At 54.1% G+C, this 16107-nt stretch carries 19 protein-coding genes; 18 read left to right on the forward strand and 1 reads right to left on the reverse strand.

The window, feature by feature from the left end; genetic code table 11:
* The first annotated feature begins 49 nt into the window (after positions 1 to 49).
* The 5 genes from rpoC to tuf all read left to right on the forward strand — a co-directional run bounded on the left by rpoC (position 50) and on the right by tuf (position 8950).
* A complete protein-coding gene (rpoC, locus tag ACJJIO_RS12375; protein ID WP_444891418.1) occupies positions 50 to 4279 on the forward strand; it encodes a DNA-directed RNA polymerase subunit beta' in 4230 nt (1409 codons plus the stop codon).
* Between the two features lie 249 nt (positions 4280 to 4528).
* On the forward strand, positions 4529 to 4903 hold the full coding sequence (gene rpsL / locus ACJJIO_RS12380; RefSeq protein WP_067150990.1) for a 30S ribosomal protein S12: 375 nt from the start codon (positions 4529 to 4531) through the stop codon (positions 4901 to 4903).
* Positions 4904 to 5013: 110 nt separating this feature from the next.
* The gene (rpsG, locus tag ACJJIO_RS12385) at positions 5014 to 5484 is read left to right on the forward strand and encodes a 30S ribosomal protein S7 (protein WP_143729448.1); all 471 of its coding nucleotides are present in this window, start codon (positions 5014 to 5016) and stop codon (positions 5482 to 5484) included.
* Positions 5485 to 5574: 90 nt separating this feature from the next.
* On the forward strand, positions 5575 to 7680 hold the full coding sequence (gene fusA, locus ACJJIO_RS12390; protein ID WP_252084410.1) for an elongation factor G: 2106 nt from the start codon (positions 5575 to 5577) through the stop codon (positions 7678 to 7680).
* Between the two features lie 76 nt (positions 7681 to 7756).
* Positions 7757 to 8950 (forward strand): elongation factor Tu, encoded by a 1194-nt coding sequence (gene tuf / locus ACJJIO_RS12395; RefSeq protein WP_252084404.1) that lies wholly within the window; start codon positions 7757 to 7759, stop codon positions 8948 to 8950.
* A 667-nt stretch (positions 8951 to 9617) separates the two neighbouring features.
* Here tuf and ACJJIO_RS12400 read toward each other — a convergent pair.
* The gene (locus tag ACJJIO_RS12400; RefSeq protein ID WP_444883681.1) at positions 9618 to 10094 is read right to left on the reverse strand and encodes an aminoacyl-tRNA deacylase; all 477 of its coding nucleotides are present in this window, start codon (positions 10092 to 10094) and stop codon (positions 9618 to 9620) included.
* 175 nt (positions 10095 to 10269) lie between these two features.
* On the opposite strand from ACJJIO_RS12400, the gene rpsJ reads away from it, so the two are divergent.
* From rpsJ to rplX, 13 genes are all read left to right on the forward strand, one after another.
* Entirely contained in the window at positions 10270 to 10581 is a 312-nt protein-coding gene (gene rpsJ / locus ACJJIO_RS12405) for a 30S ribosomal protein S10 (RefSeq protein WP_010133849.1), read from the forward strand.
* Positions 10582 to 10692: 111 nt separating this feature from the next.
* Positions 10693 to 11328, forward strand: a complete 636-nt coding sequence (gene rplC / locus ACJJIO_RS12410; protein ID WP_252084412.1) for a 50S ribosomal protein L3 — start codon at positions 10693 to 10695, stop codon at positions 11326 to 11328.
* 18 nt (positions 11329 to 11346) lie between these two features.
* A complete protein-coding gene (gene rplD / locus ACJJIO_RS12415) occupies positions 11347 to 11961 on the forward strand; it encodes a 50S ribosomal protein L4 (RefSeq protein WP_252084413.1) in 615 nt (204 codons plus the stop codon).
* The gene (rplW, locus tag ACJJIO_RS12420; RefSeq protein WP_152451143.1) at positions 11958 to 12254 is read left to right on the forward strand and encodes a 50S ribosomal protein L23; all 297 of its coding nucleotides are present in this window, start codon (positions 11958 to 11960) and stop codon (positions 12252 to 12254) included. Before rplD ends, rplW begins: the two co-directional genes overlap by 4 nt.
* Before the next feature lie 14 nt (positions 12255 to 12268).
* Entirely contained in the window at positions 12269 to 13093 is an 825-nt protein-coding gene (gene rplB, locus ACJJIO_RS12425; RefSeq protein ID WP_020411387.1) for a 50S ribosomal protein L2, read from the forward strand.
* A 37-nt stretch (positions 13094 to 13130) separates the two neighbouring features.
* Positions 13131 to 13409 (forward strand): 30S ribosomal protein S19, encoded by a 279-nt coding sequence (gene rpsS, locus ACJJIO_RS12430; protein ID WP_020411388.1) that lies wholly within the window; start codon positions 13131 to 13133, stop codon positions 13407 to 13409.
* Positions 13410 to 13424: 15 nt separating this feature from the next.
* Positions 13425 to 13757, forward strand: coding sequence for a 50S ribosomal protein L22 (gene rplV / locus ACJJIO_RS12435; RefSeq protein ID WP_020411389.1), 333 nt, complete (start codon positions 13425 to 13427; stop codon positions 13755 to 13757).
* 19 nt (positions 13758 to 13776) lie between these two features.
* Complete coding sequence (rpsC, locus tag ACJJIO_RS12440; RefSeq protein WP_444887952.1) at positions 13777 to 14457, forward strand: 30S ribosomal protein S3; 681 nt, start codon at positions 13777 to 13779, stop codon at positions 14455 to 14457.
* An 11-nt stretch (positions 14458 to 14468) separates the two neighbouring features.
* A complete protein-coding gene (gene rplP, locus ACJJIO_RS12445; protein ID WP_020411391.1) occupies positions 14469 to 14882 on the forward strand; it encodes a 50S ribosomal protein L16 in 414 nt (137 codons plus the stop codon).
* On the forward strand, positions 14882 to 15073 hold the full coding sequence (gene rpmC, locus ACJJIO_RS12450; protein ID WP_020411392.1) for a 50S ribosomal protein L29: 192 nt from the start codon (positions 14882 to 14884) through the stop codon (positions 15071 to 15073). The genes rplP and rpmC overlap by 1 nt, the downstream gene beginning before the upstream one ends.
* Positions 15074 to 15075: 2 nt before the next feature.
* Positions 15076 to 15339, forward strand: a complete 264-nt coding sequence (gene rpsQ / locus ACJJIO_RS12455) for a 30S ribosomal protein S17 (protein WP_108731660.1) — start codon at positions 15076 to 15078, stop codon at positions 15337 to 15339.
* A gap of 46 nt (positions 15340 to 15385) precedes the next feature.
* Positions 15386 to 15754 carry a 50S ribosomal protein L14 gene (rplN, locus tag ACJJIO_RS12460; RefSeq protein WP_067151032.1) on the forward strand — a complete coding sequence of 123 codons (369 nt, stop codon included), beginning with the start codon at positions 15386 to 15388 and terminating at the stop codon, positions 15752 to 15754.
* A 20-nt stretch (positions 15755 to 15774) separates the two neighbouring features.
* Positions 15775 to 16086 (forward strand): 50S ribosomal protein L24, encoded by a 312-nt coding sequence (rplX, locus tag ACJJIO_RS12465; protein WP_108731661.1) that lies wholly within the window; start codon positions 15775 to 15777, stop codon positions 16084 to 16086.
* Positions 16087 to 16107 lie beyond the last annotated feature (21 nt).

Below are 16107 nucleotides of genomic sequence, written 5' to 3' on the forward strand. Positions count from 1 at the left end.
CGGCCCGGCGTAACGGCCGGGTTGACTACCCCCTAGTGGAGGAAAGGCCTTGAAAGATTTATTAAATCTGGTGAAGTCCCAGGAGCACCTGGAAGAGTTTGATGCGATTCGTATCGGTCTGGCCTCGCCGGACATGATCCGCTCCTGGTCCTACGGCGAAGTGAAGAAGCCGGAGACCATCAACTACCGTACCTTCAAGCCTGAGCGTGAAGGCTTGTTCTGCGCCAAGATCTTCGGCCCGGTAAAAGACTACGAGTGCTTGTGCGGTAAGTACAAGCGCATGAAGCACCGCGGTATTATCTGTGAGAAGTGCGGCGTTGAGGTCACCAAAGCCAAGGTGCGCCGTGAGCGTATGGGCCACATTGAACTGGCCAGCCCGGTTGCGCACATCTGGTTCCTGAAATCCCTGCCGTCCCGTATCGGCCTGTTGCTGGATATGACCCTGCGCGATATTGAGCGCGTGCTGTACTTCGAATCCTACGTGGTAACCGAGCCCGGCATGACTACCCTGGAGCGCGGCCAGCTGCTGAACGATGAGCAGTACTTTGAGGCGATGGAAGAGTTCGCCGATGAGTTTGAAGCGAAAATGGGTGCCGAGGCAATCCAGGAGTTGATGGCAGATATTGAGCTGCCGGTTGAGATCCAGCGCCTGCGGGAAGAGATCCCAGCGACCAATTCCGAAACCAAGATCAAGAAACTGTCCAAGCGCCTGAAGCTGCTGGAAGCCTTCTACAAATCCGGTAACAACCCGGAGTGGATGGTGATGAAGGCTCTGCCGGTTCTGCCACCGGATCTGCGTCCGCTGGTACCGCTGGATGGTGGCCGCTTTGCGACCTCCGATCTGAACGATCTCTACCGTCGTGTGATCAACCGTAACAACCGTCTGAAGCGTCTGCTCGAGTTGAATGCGCCGGATATTATCGTGCGTAACGAAAAGCGTATGTTGCAGGAATCTGTCGATGCACTGTTGGATAACGGCCGTCGCGGCCGCGCTATCACCGGCTCCAACAAGCGCCCGCTGAAGTCCCTGGCTGACATGATTAAAGGTAAACAGGGCCGCTTCCGTCAGAACCTGCTGGGTAAGCGTGTGGACTACTCCGGTCGTTCCGTGATCGTGGTTGGCCCGACCCTGCGCCTGCACCAGTGTGGTCTGCCCAAGAAAATGGCTCTGGAGCTGTTCAAACCGTTTATTTTCGGCAAGCTCGAAACTCGCGGTCTGGCCACTACCATCAAAGCCGCCAAGAAAATGGTGGAGCGCGAAGAGGCCATCGTTTGGGATATCCTCGACGAGGTGATCCGCGAGCACCCGGTACTGCTCAACCGAGCACCGACCCTGCACCGTCTGGGTATTCAGGCGTTCGAGCCGGTACTGATTGAAGGTAAAGCGATCCAGCTACATCCGCTGGTTTGTGCTGCCTATAACGCCGACTTCGACGGCGACCAGATGGCGGTACACGTACCTTTGACCATCGAAGCGCAGCTGGAATCCCGCGCGCTGATGATGTCCACCAACAACATCCTGTCGCCCGCCAATGGTGAGCCGATCATCGTACCGTCCCAGGACGTGGTACTGGGCCTGTACTGGATGACCCGCGAGCGCGTCAACGATAAAGGCGAGGGTATGTCCTTCTCCGATATCAAAGAGGTGAGCCGTGCCTTTTATGCCAAGCAGGTTGGCTTACAGGCGAAGGTTAAAGTGCGTATCCGCGAAAATATTGTGGGTGAAGATGGTGAGAAACACGAAACCATCTCTGTACAGGACACCACTGTAGGCCGCGCGCTGCTGTGGAATATTGTCCCGGAAGGCCTGCCCTTCGAGCTGGTTAACCAGCCGATGAAGAAGAAGTCTATTTCCCGTGTATTGAACGAGTGCTACCGTAAGGTGGGCCTGAAGGCGACCGTTATCTTCGCCGACCAGCTGATGTACACCGGTTTTGATTTCTCTACCAAGTCCGGTTCCTCCATTGGTGTGAACGACTTCGAAATCCCGGCCGAGAAAGCTCAGTTGATCGAATCCGCGGAAGCGGAAGTGAAGGAAATTGAAAGCCAGTTTGCCTCTGGTCTGGTAACCCAGGGTGAAAAATACAACAAGGTCATCGATGTTTGGTCCCGTACCAACGATAAGGTGACCCAGGCGATGATGGCGGGCATTAAGAAAGAGAGGGTGATTGACCGAGAGGGCAAAGAGACCCAGCAGGACTCTTTCAACTCTGTTTTCATGTATGCAGACTCCGGTGCACGGGGCTCCGAAGCACAGATTCGTCAGCTCGCTGGTATGCGTGGTCTGATGGCCCGTCCAGACGGCTCCATTATCGAGAACGCCATTACCGCGAACTTCCGTGAAGGTCTGACCGTACAGCAGTACTTCATCTCGACACACGGTGCTCGTAAAGGTCTGGCGGATACCGCACTGAAAACCGCGAACTCTGGTTATCTGACCCGTCGCCTGGTGGACGTTGCTCAGGACGTGGTAATTACCGAACTGGATTGTGGCACTGACGACGGCCTGACCATGGCGCCGGTAATCGAGGGTGGTGACGTTATCGAATCTCTCGGTGACCGTATCCTAGGTCGTGTTGTGGCTCGCGATGTATTGAAGCCCGGCAGCGATGAAATCGCCGTTTCCGCCGGCACCATGATCGACGAGAAGTGGGTAGAGCGCATCGAAGCCATGGGTATCGATGAGGTTCTGGTTCGCTCCCCGATCACCTGTACTACTGCACACGGTATCTGTGCCCAGTGTTACGGCCGCGACCTGGCCCGAGGCCACCGCGCCAACCCGGGTGAATCTGTGGGCGTTGTTGCCGCACAGTCCATCGGTGAGCCGGGCACCCAGCTGACCATGCGTACCTTCCACATCGGTGGTGCTGCGAGCCGCGCTTCTGCCGCAGACAGTATCCAGGTGAAGCTGGGCGGTACCGTCCGTCTGCACAATGTGAAGACCGTTAAGACCGAAGCTGGCAACTTGGTAGCGGTTTCCCGCTCCGGTGAGTTGGCAATTGCCGATAGCGCTGGGCGCGAGCGCGAGCGCTACAAGCTGCCTTACGGTGCTGTAATCAGTGTCTATGAGGGTGCTGAGGTTGATGGTGGCCAGATTGTGGCCAAGTGGGATCCGCACACCCACCCGATCATCACCGAAGTTGCCGGTTGGGTGAAACTGTCCGGTATGGAAGAGGGTCTCTCCATCCGCAAGCAGACCGATGAAATTACCGGTCTGTCCTCGATCGAAATTATCGATCCAGCCGAGCGTCCGGCGGCAGGTAAAGACCTGCGTCCAGCGGTAACTCTGTTGGATGAGAACGGTGAAGAACTGACTCTGGCCAACAGTAATGCCCCCGCGCACTACGCACTGCCGGCACGTGCAATTCTCAGCCTGAAGAATGGTGACAAGGTGAACGTGGGTGACGTAATCGCACGTATCCCGCAGGAATCTGGCGGTACCAAGGACATCACCGGTGGTCTGCCCCGTGTTGCCGACTTGTTTGAAGCGCGTAAACCGAAAGAACCGTCCATCCTGGCGGAGATCTCCGGTACCGTTTCCTTCGGTAAAGAGACCAAAGGCAAGGTGCGTCTGCAGATCACCCCGCGTGATGGCAAGCCGCTGGCCAACGGTAAGGACCACTACGAGGTTCTGATTCCGAAGCACCGTCAGCTGACTGTGTTCGAGGGTGAAACTGTAGAAAAGGGTGAGGTTATCTCTGATGGCCCGTCCAACCCGCACGATATTCTGCGTCTGAAAGGCGTTGAAGAACTAGCGCGCTACATCACTAACGAGATCCAGGAAGTTTACCGTCTCCAGGGTGTAGGTATTAACGATAAGCACATCGAGACTATTGTGCGCCAGATGCTGCGCAAGGTGGAAATCCTCGAGATGGGCGATTCCAGCTTAATTAAGGGCGACCAGGTGGAATACCAGCGCGTGATCGAAGAGAACGAGCAGTTGCGCGCCGAAGGCAAACAGCCCGCTCAGTTCGAGCGCCTGTTGCTGGGTATTACCAAAGCGTCTCTGGCCACTGAGTCCTTCCTGTCTGCGGCTTCGTTCCAGGAGACTACCCGCGTTCTGACCGAGGCGGCGGTAACCGGTAAAGAAGATAGCCTGCGCGGTTTGAAAGAGAACGTGGTTGTGGGCCGCTTGATTCCGGCCGGTACCGGTCTGGCCTACCACGCAGAACGCAAGCGCAAGCGCAACCTGCAGCTGGAAGAAACCTTCGGCGAAGGTCCTTCTGCAGCAGAGGTAGAAGCGGCACTGACCGAGGCCCTCAAGTCCTCTGGCGAATAAGGCGTATTCCACTCCATCCGATGATGGAGTGGGGTAGGTCGGGGCACTTCGGTGCTCAATCTGATATTGGCGACTGTCTGTGATGTAAGCACTTACTTCTGTCGCCGATTGACTAGGCGGGTTGTCGCTTATAGAATGCGGCCCCCGCTGATGTGGGGTGTTTCGTTCGACCTCTGGGTCGGCGCTACACACAGACGACAGGCCCTCACTTTTAGAGGTGGGGGCATTTTATTTTTGGAGTGATTTTTAATGGCAACGATCAACCAGTTGGTTCGTAAGCCGAGAAAACGCAAAGTCGAAAAAAGCGACGTTCCCGCTCTGCAGGCTAGCCCGCAGCGTCGTGGAGTTTGCACTCGCGTGTACACCACTACACCGAAAAAGCCGAACTCCGCACTGCGCAAAGTTTGCCGTGTGCGTCTGACCAACGGTTACGAAGTAACTTCGTACATCGGTGGTGAAGGCCACAACCTGCAGGAGCACAGCGTGGTACTGATTCGCGGCGGTCGTGTAAAAGACCTGCCGGGTGTGCGCTACCACACTGTACGCGGTGCACTTGACTGTGCCGGCGTAAACGATCGCAAGCAGGGCCGTTCTAAATACGGCGCCAAGCGTCCTAAAGGTTAATCGCCTTTAACGATTTGCGTTTCGGTTTCCAACCGGAGTAAGGCTGAGCTCGCCGGATTGTAAGGTTTTACGGCGGCGTCTCAGAATAACCCTGAAGAGAGGCAATTCCCATGCCGAGAAGACGAGTAGTCGCTAAGCGCGAAGTACTGCCCGACCCCAAGTTCGGGAACGTCACCCTAGCCAAGTTCATGAACCACGTCATGATCAGCGGCAAGAAATCAGTAGCAGAGCGCATTGTATACGGTGCCCTTGATACTATTTCTGAAAAATTGAACAAAGACCCGATCGAAGTGTTTGAAGAGTCTTTGGAAAACATCGCGCCTATGGTGGAAGTTAAATCCCGCCGTGTTGGTGGTGCGACCTATCAGGTGCCTGTAGAAGTGCGCCCCTCGCGCCGTACGGCTCTGGCAATGCGTTGGCTGGTAGAGTTCTCCCGCAAACGCGGCGAGAAGTCTATGGCTCAGCGCCTGGCCAATGAAATGATCGATGCAGCTCAGAACAAGGGCGGCGCGGTCAAGAAGCGTGAAGATGTACACCGCATGGCGGAAGCCAACAAGGCGTTCTCTCACTACCGCTTCTAAGTCTGATGATTACCAACATCGGAAATTAATACCGAAAGGCAGCACGGAAATTTCCAGGCTGCCTTTTGCCGTTATATCGAGGATACAACTGTGGCACGTAAAACGCCTATCGCACGCTACCGTAACATCGGTATCTGTGCCCACGTAGACGCCGGTAAAACCACCACTACTGAGCGCGTACTTTTCTACACTGGTCTGTCCCACAAAATTGGTGAGGTGCACGAAGGCGCCGCAACCATGGACTGGATGGAGCAGGAGCAGGAGCGTGGTATTACTATCACCTCCGCTGCAACCACCTGTTTCTGGGCTGGCATGCAGCAGCAGTTCGATCAGCACCGCGTAAACATCATCGACACCCCAGGACACGTTGACTTTACCATTGAAGTAGAGCGCTCCTTGCGCGTACTCGACGGCGCGGTTGTTGTACTGTGTGGTTCCTCTGGTGTTCAGCCGCAAACTGAAACCGTTTGGCGCCAGGCCAACAAATACCACGTGCCGCGTATGGTATTCGTGAACAAAATGGACCGCGCCGGTGCGAACTTCCGCAACGTTGTGGACCAGCTGAAAGATCGTTTGAACGCGAACGCCGTACCGCTGCAAATGACCATCGGTGCTGAGGACGAGTTTAAGGGTGTTGTTGACCTGGTGAAAATGAAGGCCATTCTGTGGAATGAAGCCGATCAGGGCATGACCTTCGACTACGCTGACATCCCCGCTGAGCTGCAGGACGAGTGCGACGAAATGCGCGAGTACCTGGTAGAAGCGGCCGCTGAAGCCAGCGAAGAACTGATGGAAAAGTACCTGGAAGAGGGTGAGCTGACCGAAGAAGAGATCAAGGCAGCTATCCGTCAGCGTACCCTGGCCAATGAAATCGTACCGGTTCTGGGCGGCTCTGCGTTCAAGAACAAGGGCGTGCAGGCCATGCTGGACGCGGTTATCGAATACCTGCCGGCGCCGACTGAAGTAAAGGCGATCGAAGGTACGCTGGAAGACGGCGAAACCGTTGAGACTCGCGAAGCCGACGATGATGCTCCGTTCGCCGCTCTGGCGTTCAAAATTGCTACCGACCCCTTCGTTGGTACCCTGACTTTCTTCCGCGTTTACTCCGGTAAGCTGGAGAGCGGTACTGCGGTATACAACTCCGTAAAAATGAAGAAAGAGCGCGTTGGTCGTATGGTGCAGATGCACTCCAACGATCGTAAAGAGATTAAAGAAGTACTGGCGGGTGACATCGCAGCTGCGATTGGTCTGAAAGACGTGACCACTGGTGACACCCTGTGTGCCGAGAGCAACAAAATTGTTCTGGAGCGCATGGAATTCCCAGAGCCGGTAATCTCCGTAGCGGTTGAGCCCAAGTCCAAGCCGGACCAGGAAAAAATGGGTATTGCCCTCGGCAAGCTGGCCCAGGAAGACCCGTCTTTCCGCGTGAAGACCGACGAAGAAACTGGCCAGACCATTATCTCTGGTATGGGTGAGCTGCACCTGGACATCATCGTCGACCGTATGCGTCGCGAGTTCAATGTTGAAGCGAACATCGGTAAGCCTCAGGTGGCCTACCGCGAAGCGATCCGTAACACCTCTGAGATCGAAGGTAAGTTCGTTCGTCAGTCCGGTGGTCGCGGTCAGTTCGGACACGTTTGGGTGAAATTCGAGCCCGCTGAGGATGAGTCCGCAGAAGGCCTGGAATTCGTTAACGAAATCGTGGGCGGTGCAGTACCTAAGGAATATATCCCTGCGGTATCAAAAGGTATCGAAGAGCAGATGCAAAACGGTGTTCTGGCTGGCTACCCGCTGCTAGGCCTGAAAGCGACTCTGTATGACGGTTCCTACCACGATGTGGACTCCAGTGAAATGGCGTTTAAAATCGCCGGTTCTATGGCGACCAAGAAGCTCTCCTCTGTGGGTGGCGCGGTATTGCTTGAGCCGATGATGAAGGTGGAAGTAGTAACTCCAGAAGAGAACATGGGTGACGTAGTTGGCGACCTCAACCGTCGTCGCGGCCTTATCCAGGGTATGGAAGACAACCCCGCTGGTAAGGTGGTAAACGCAGAAGTGCCTCTGGCAGAGATGTTCGGTTACGCAACCGACCTGCGTTCTGCTACTCAGGGCCGTGCTACCTACACCATGGAATTCCTGAAGTACTCCGAAGCGCCGAAAAACGTTGCCGATGAGATCATCGCCAAGAACAAAGCCTAATTAACTTCTGCTCAAAGGGGGCCGGGCCAACAGCTGGGGCCCCTTTGGCAAACTTTTAGCTAGAGGACATCTAAAGATGGCAAAAGAAAAGTTTGAACGTTCCAAGCCCCACGTGAACGTGGGCACCATCGGTCACGTTGACCACGGTAAAACCACCCTGACCGCTGCTCTGACCCGCGTATGTGCGGAAGTATGGGGCGGTGACGCTGTTGCTTTTGACGGTATCGACAATGCTCCGGAAGAGCGTGAGCGCGGTATCACCATCGCTACTTCTCACGTTGAGTACGAGTCCCCGACTCGCCACTACGCGCACGTAGACTGCCCGGGACACGCCGACTACGTTAAGAACATGATCACCGGTGCTGCTCAGATGGACGGCGCTATCCTGGTATGTTCCGCTGCTGACGGCCCCATGCCGCAGACTCGTGAGCACATCCTGCTGTCCCGTCAGGTAGGTGTACCTTACATCGTTGTATTCCTGAACAAAGCGGACATGGTAGACGACGAAGAGCTGCTCGAGCTGGTAGAAATGGAAGTTCGCGAACTTCTGGACCAGTACGAGTTCCCAGGTGACGACACTCCGATCATCGTTGGTTCCGCTCTGATGGCCCTGAACGGCGAAGACGACAACGAAATGGGTACTACCGCTGTTAAGAAGCTGGTAGAAACTCTGGACGAGTACATCCCTGAGCCGGAGCGTGCAGTAGATCAGCCGTTCCTGATGCCGATCGAAGACGTATTCTCCATCTCTGGTCGTGGTACCGTAGTAACCGGTCGTGTAGAGCGTGGTGTAATCAACACTGGCGACGAAGTTGAGATCGTTGGTATTAAAGAAACCACCACCACTACCTGTACTGGTGTTGAAATGTTCCGCAAGCTGCTCGACGAAGGTCGTGCTGGTGAGAACATCGGTGCGCTGCTGCGTGGCACCAAGCGTGACGAAGTAGAGCGTGGTCAGGTACTGGCTAAGCCGGGCTCCATCACTCCGCACACCAAGTTTGAAGCGGAAGTGTACATCCTGTCCAAGGACGAAGGTGGTCGTCACACCCCGTTCTTTAAAGGCTACCGTCCTCAGTTCTACTTCCGTACTACCGACGTAACTGGTGCGGTTGAGCTGCCGGAAGGCACTGAAATGGTAATGCCGGGCGACAACATTCAAATGGTTGTTACCCTGATCGCTCCGATCGCCATGGAAGACGGCCTGCGCTTCGCTATCCGCGAAGGTGGTCGTACCGTAGGTGCGGGCGTTGTTGCCAAGATCATTGAGTAATAGTTACTTTTGATCTAAATAAAAAACCGCAGCGGACGCGCTGCGGTTTTTTTTTGCCGATATTTTTTTGTTTTTTCTCGCCAATGCAGCCTGTTAAGTGTTTATTTGAATTGGCTGCTCGGGAGAGTTTTGTGGGCAAGTGCTTGCAAAGAAAAACCGTAAAAAAGGTTGTCGGAGAGGTTCAAGTTTAGCCTCGTAATTTATGATGAGCGTAGCTGTAGTTGTGCAATTTGATAAAGATTTATAAAGGCTTTATTTGAGGGATATTTATTCGCGATAGCGTATTGGAGAGAGTTAAATTGGGGGTTGTTTTATCTTGTGTATAGCTTTTTGAGCGTTAGCATTTGCTGTGTTCTCATTGTGGCTCTGCAGGGCTTTAAGTAGCGTAGGTGTCCTGCTTTACAAGCTAAAACCTCTTCAGGGTATGTATTTGTTTTGTGTTTTGCAGAGATGTTTGTGGTAGTTAAAACAAATATCCCTGTGCCCAGCGATTTGCTGGTCTAGCCTGGTAGCTGGTGGGGTGCTTATCTAATTGGATAGGTTGGTGGAAGGCAGTGTTTGCTGGTCAGAATCCTGTGGCTCTGGCTTGAGCAGCACCACAGGATTACATTTCTTTGTGGCGCCTTATTCAGGCTGATATTTCAAATCCTTCTGCTTCTAGGGTTGCTTATGGCCAGTCCTTACTAAGATCAGCGCTTCGACACCCGGCAAACAGTTTATTGAATTGTGGTCCATTCATTTCTACCAGTTCTTCGTGGTCACCCGCCTCAAAAAAGATCGTCTCACAGCGGCTGAGCCCGCTGTCTATCAGAGTAGTAATGCCATAAGCCTGGCCGACAGGGGGTAGGGCGCCCAGCTCGCAGTCTGGGAAGACCGATCCCAGCTCATTTTCTGCGACCATCTCCAGGTCGTTGCGGCCAGTTTCAGTGTGCACTGCGCGTAGATCCAGGCTGCTGCTGGCGGGTATTACCGCCATCACGAACCCCTCCTTATCGCGCAACAGGATTGCCTTGGCTACCTGGTCTTCGCGCACATGAGCAGCGTGGGCGCTTTCTCGACTGGTGCGAGTGTGGGGATGCTGTATTAGGTGGTAGTCAACTGACTGGTCATTCAAGTATTGACTCAATCTCGCAGCAATAGTCATGTCGTTACCCTCGATTTACCTAAGGTACTCCATTGTAGTTTGAGCCGATTGAAATTTGATCATGCTGTACAGTTGACAGCCTCTTGTACGCCCCGTAGAATTCGCGCTCCTTTTCGCCCGCCCTCGGGGTTGCGAGAAAGGACGTTCTTTAGTTCATAAGTTGGAGTTTGATTCCATGCAGGGTCAACGTATCCGAATTCGCCTGAAGGCCTTCGATCACAAGCTGATCGACGCGTCTACTCAGGAGATCGTAGAGACGGCTAAGCGCACTGGCGCACAAGTTCGCGGTCCTATCCCGCTGCCGACTCGCAAAGAGAAGTACACCGTACTGATTTCCCCGCACGTTAATAAAGACGCTCGCGACCAGTATGAGATCCGTACTCACAAGCGTTTGCTGGACATCGTTGAGCCTACCGAGAAAACCGTCGACGCGCTGATGAAGCTCGATCTGGCGGCCGGTGTTGAGGTCCAAATTAGTCTCGGCTAAACACTTTTAACTAACTACCGAACCCCAGGCGAAAAAGGTCTGGGTAGTGTAACGCTCTGAAATTGGGCGGCCGCAGTGGGTTAAAGCCCCGTGCACTGAGAGGTTAATAAGATGACTATAGGTATTGTCGGCCGCAAGAGCGGCATGACTCGCGTCTTCACTGAAGATGGCGTATCCATTCCGGTAACCGTTGTTGAGGTTGCTCCGAATCGCGTCACCCAGGTGAAAACTGTGGAAACCGATGGCTATGCCGCTGTTCAAGTAGCAGTGGGTAACCGTAAGGCTTCCCGTGTCTCCAAGCCCGAAGCGGGCCACTTCGCCAAAGCCAATGTAGAGGCTGGCACTAATCTTTTCGAACTGCGTACTGACGCTTCCGAAGAGACTTTCGAAATCGGTTCTGAAATCACTGTAAGCAGCTTTGAAGCTGGCCAGAAGATCGACGTAACCGGCACTTCCAAGGGTAAAGGCTTCCAGGGTGGCGTTAAGCGCTGGAACTTCCGTACTCAGGACGCAACCCACGGTAACTCTCTGTCTCACCGCGCTCCCGGTTCTATCGGTCAGTGCCAGACTCCTGGCCGCGTATGGAAAGGCAAGAAAATGGCCGGACACATGGGTGCTGAGCGTGTAACCGTGCAGAACCTGGAAGTAGTTCGTGTCGATGCCGAACGCAACCTGCTGCTGGTTAAAGGCGCTGTTCCCGGTGCTCCCGGTGGCAACGTTATCGTTCGTCCGGCAGTAAAAGCCTAAGTCTGAGGGGAATTAGATATGGAACTGAATATCGCTACTCCCGAAGGCGCTAAAGGCACAGTAGCTGTCTCTGAAGTGACTTTCGGACGTGAGTTCAACCAAGATCTGGTACACCAGGCAGTTGTCGCCTACATGGCTGGCGCTCGTCAGGGTACCAAGGCGCAGAAGAACCGTTCTGATGTTTCCGGTGGTGGTAAAAAGCCCTGGCGCCAAAAAGGTACTGGCCGCGCACGTGCCGGTACTATCCGCAGCCCGCTGTGGCGCTCCGGTGGTGTAACTTTCGCCGCTGACCCGCGTGATCACAGCGTTAAGCTGAACAAAAAGATGTACCGCGCTGCACTGCGCTGCATCCTGTCTGAGCTGGCTCGTCAGGAGCGCTTGATAGTGGTTGAGTCCTTCGATGTGGACGCGCCCAAGACCAAGCAACTGGTTAGCAAACTGGCTCAGTTTGACCTGTCCGATGCGCTGATCGTGACTGAAGAGGTTAGCGAAAACCTGTACCTGGCCGCTCGCAACTTGCACAAAATCGATGTTCGTGATGTGCAGGCGATCGATCCAGTAAGCCTGATTCGCTTTGATAAGGTCGTGGTTACCGTTTCTGCGCTCAAGAAAATTGAAGAGGTGCTGGGATGAACCAAGAGCGACTCTACAAAGTACTGCTGGGCCCGGTAATTTCCGAAAAAGCTGCTGTGCTGGCCGATAGCGCCAACCAGGTAGTTTTCAAGGTTTCCACCGATGCCGAAAAAGCTGAGATCAAGGCCGCGGTTGAAAAGCTGTTTAACGTTTCTGTTGAGCAGGTTCGCACCGTGAACGTTAAAGGTAAAACCAAGCGTACCCGCTACGGCATGGGCCGTCGCAGCGATTGGAAAAAAGCCTACGTTCGCCTGGCCGAAGGCAGCGACATCAACTTTGAAGCTGCTGAGTAAAGGGGACTGTTACAATGGCAATTGTAAAAACAAAACCGACCTCCGCCGGCCGTCGACACCTGGTTAAGGTTGTTAACCCCGACCTGCACAAGGGTGCTCCTTACGCTCCTCTTTTAGAGAGCAAGAGTAAAAGCGGTGGCCGTAACAACAACGGTCGTATCACCACTCGTCATATCGGCGGTGGTCACAAGCAGCACTACCGCGTAATCGACTTCAAGCGCAACAAAGACGGTATCCCGGCTAAAGTTGAGCGTCTGGAGTACGATCCCAACCGCAGCGCACATATCGCTCTGGTTTGTTACGCGGATGGTGAGCGTCGTTACATTATCGCACCGAAAGGCCTCAAGGCTGGCGCCACCATTCAGTCCGGCGATGCCGCACCGATTGCTGTGGGCAACACCCTGCCTCTGCGCAACGTTCCGGTGGGTTCTGTAATTCACGGTATCGAGCTGAAGCCTGGTAAAGGCGCTCAGTTGGCCCGTTCTGCGGGTGCTTCTGTACAGCTGGTAGCCCGTGAAGGCCAGTACGCGACTATTCGTCTGCGTTCCGGCGAAATGCGCAAGGTTCTCGCTGAGTGCCGCGCAACCCTGGGTGAAGTGAGCAACTCCGAGCACAGCCTGCGCAAGCTGGGTAAAGCTGGTGCTGCACGCTGGCGTGGTGTTCGTCCTACCGTTCGCGGTGTGGCGATGAACCCGGTAGATCACCCGCACGGTGGTGGTGAAGGTCGTACCTCTGGTGGCCGTCACCCTGTTACTCCGTGGGGCGTTCCGACCAAGGGTAAGAAAACGCGCAAGAACAAGCGCACCGATAAGATGATTGTACGTCGTCGCGGCAAGTAAGCCGCGCGATGTCTGAGCAGCTAGAGAGGAATCGACAGTGCCACGCTCATTAAAAAAAGGTCCCTTTATTGATCTGCACTTGATCAAGAAGGTGGAGGCGGCGATTGAAGCAAACGATCGTCGACCGATTAAAACCTGGTCCCGCCGTTCCATGATTATGCCGGAAATGGTTGGACTGACGATTGCCGTTCACAACGGTCGTCAACACGTGCCCGTTTTGGTTAACGAAGAAATGGTTGGCCATAAACTGGGCGAGTTCGCTGCTACCCGCACTTACCGCGGTCACGCTGCGGACAAGAAAGCGAAGAAGCGCTAAGCCGAGGTTAAAAAGATGGAAGTAGCAGCAAAATTACGCGGCGCACGTCTATCGGCGCAAAAGGCGCGACTGGTAGCTGATCAGGTTCGCGGCAAAGGCGTTGAAGAAGCCCTGGATATTCTTGCATTTAGCAATAAAAAGGGTGCGGCGATCGTCAAGAAAGTACTGGAATCGGCCATTGCCAACGCTGAGCACAACGAAGGTGCTGACGTTGACGAGCTGAAGGTTTCCACAATTTTTGTGGACGAAGGTATGACCATGAAGCGCATTAAACCGCGTGCGAAAGGTCGTGCAGATCGCATTCTTAAGCGTACTTGTCACATCACTGTGAAAGTGGCCGAGAAATAAGAGAGCAGGCGAGAAAACCATGGGACAAAAAGTACATCCTACCGGCATTCGTCTGGGTATCGTTAAAAAGCATACCTCTGTTTGGTATGCCGGCAGCGACGAGTACGCAGACAAGCTGTACACGGATCTGAAAGTTCGCGAATTTATTCGCAAAAAACTGGCCCACGCTTCTGTGAGCCGTATCGAGATCGAACGTCCGGCGAACACCGCTCGTGTGACTATTCACACTGCGCGTCCGGGTATCGTGATCGGTAAAAAAGGTGAAGACGTAGAACGTCTGCGCAACGACGTAAGTGCGCAGATGGGCGTACCTGTGCACATCGACATCGAAGAAGTGCGCAAGCCTGATATGGACGCCGCTCTGGTTGGCCAGAACGTTGCCCAGCAGCTGGAACGCCGCGTAATGTTCCGTCGCGCGATGAAGCGTGCCGTACAGAACGCTATGCGTCAGGGCGCTGAAGGTATCAAAATTCAGGTAAGTGGTCGTCTCGGTGGTGCGGAAATCGCACGTACCGAATGGTACCGCGAAGGTCGTGTGCCTCTGCACACCCTGCGTGCCAACATCGACTACGCCACTGCTGAAGCGATGACTACCTACGGCATCATCGGTATCAAGGTGTGGATCTTTAAAGGCGAAGTCATCGGTGACGAAATGCCCGATGAGAAGCCGGCTAAGACCCGCAAGAAAGCTGCTAAATAAGGGGTACGCAGATGCTGCAACCAAAGCGTACAAAATTTCGCAAGGTACAGAAGGGTCGCAACCGCGGTCTTTCTCAGCGCGGCTCTAAAGTGAGCTTTGGCGAGTTTGGCCTCAAGGCCATCGGTCGCGGTCGCATTACTGCGCGCCAGATCGAAGCGGCTCGTCGCGCAATGACTCGTCACGTTAAACGTGGCGGCAAAATCTGGATTCGCGTGTTTCCGGACAAGCCAATTACCAATAAGCCCCTCGAAGTCCGTATGGGTAAAGGTAAAGGTGGCGTTGAATACTGGGTAGCTCAGATCCAGCCGGGCAAAGTCCTCTATGAGATGGAGGGTGTGTCCGAAGAGCTGGCTCGTGAGGCTTTCGCACTTGCTGCGGCCAAGCTGCCTGTAAAAACAACTTTCGTTAAGCGTTCGGTGATGTAATGAAGACTGCAGATCTACGCGAAAAGTCAGTTGAAGAGCTGAACCAGGAACTGCTGAACCAGCTCGAAGCTCAATTCAAGCTTCGTATGCAAAAGTCCACCGGTCAGCTGGCTCAGACTCATCTGCTGAAGCAGACTCGTCGCGACATTGCTCGCATAAAGACTGTGTTGACCGAGAAGGCAGGTAACTAATCATGGCTGAAGCAAAACTGAAGCGTACTCTGACCGGTAAGGTCGTGAGTGACAAGATGGATAAAACCATCACCGTTTTGATCGAGCGCCGTGTTAAGCACCCGATCTACGGCAAAATTGTAAACAAGTCCACAAAGCTTAAGGCACATGACGAGAACAATGATTGCAGCATCGGCGATGTTGTAACCATCGAGGAATCTCGTCCGCTGTCCAAGAGCAAATCTTGGGCTTTGCAGAAAATTGTAGAGCGTGCGGCGAAGGTATAACCCCTAGCGCATTGACTGCCGAATTGAAAGGTTTCGGAGAGAGACAATGATTCAAGCGGAATCCTACTTAGAAGTAGCTGACAACAGTGGGGCTCGCCGCGTCATGTGCATCAAGGTGCTGGGCGGCTCCCATCGTCGTTATGCCGGCGTGGGCGACATTATTAAGGTAACCGTTAAGGAAGCCATTCCCCGCGGTAAAGTGAAGAAAGGTCAGGTAATGAACGCCGTTGTGGTTCGCACCAAAAAAGGTGTGCGTCGCGCGGACGGTTCCCTGATTAAATTTGACGATAACGCAGCGGTGCTGCTGAACCAGCAACTGGCGCCGGTTGGCACCCGTATTTTTGGTCCGGTAACTCGCGAATTGCGCGGTGAGAAGTTCATGAAGATCATCTCCCTCGCTCCCGAAGTTATCTAGGCCTCGAGCGGAGAAGAGTTATGCGCAAGATCAAGCGTGACGACGAAGTGATCGTTATCGCCGGTCGTGACAAGGGCAAACGTGGTTCAGTACGTAAAGTACTGAACGACGGCCGCCTGATTGTCTCCGGCATACAGATGATCAAAAAGCACCAAAAGCCAAACCCACAGATGGGTATTGCTGGTGGCATCGTTGAGAAAGAAGCTGCTATCCAAGCTTCCAACGTAGCCATCTTCAACCCTAACACCCAGAAGGCTGACCGGGTGGGCTTTAAAGTACTGGAAGACGGCACTAAGATTCGCGTCTTCAAATCCAGCGGCGAAGCCATCTAAGGCTCTTGACGCAAAAGCAGG

The sequence above is a fragment of the Microbulbifer mixtoriginis (SeqCode) genome, from assembly GCF_052467235.1.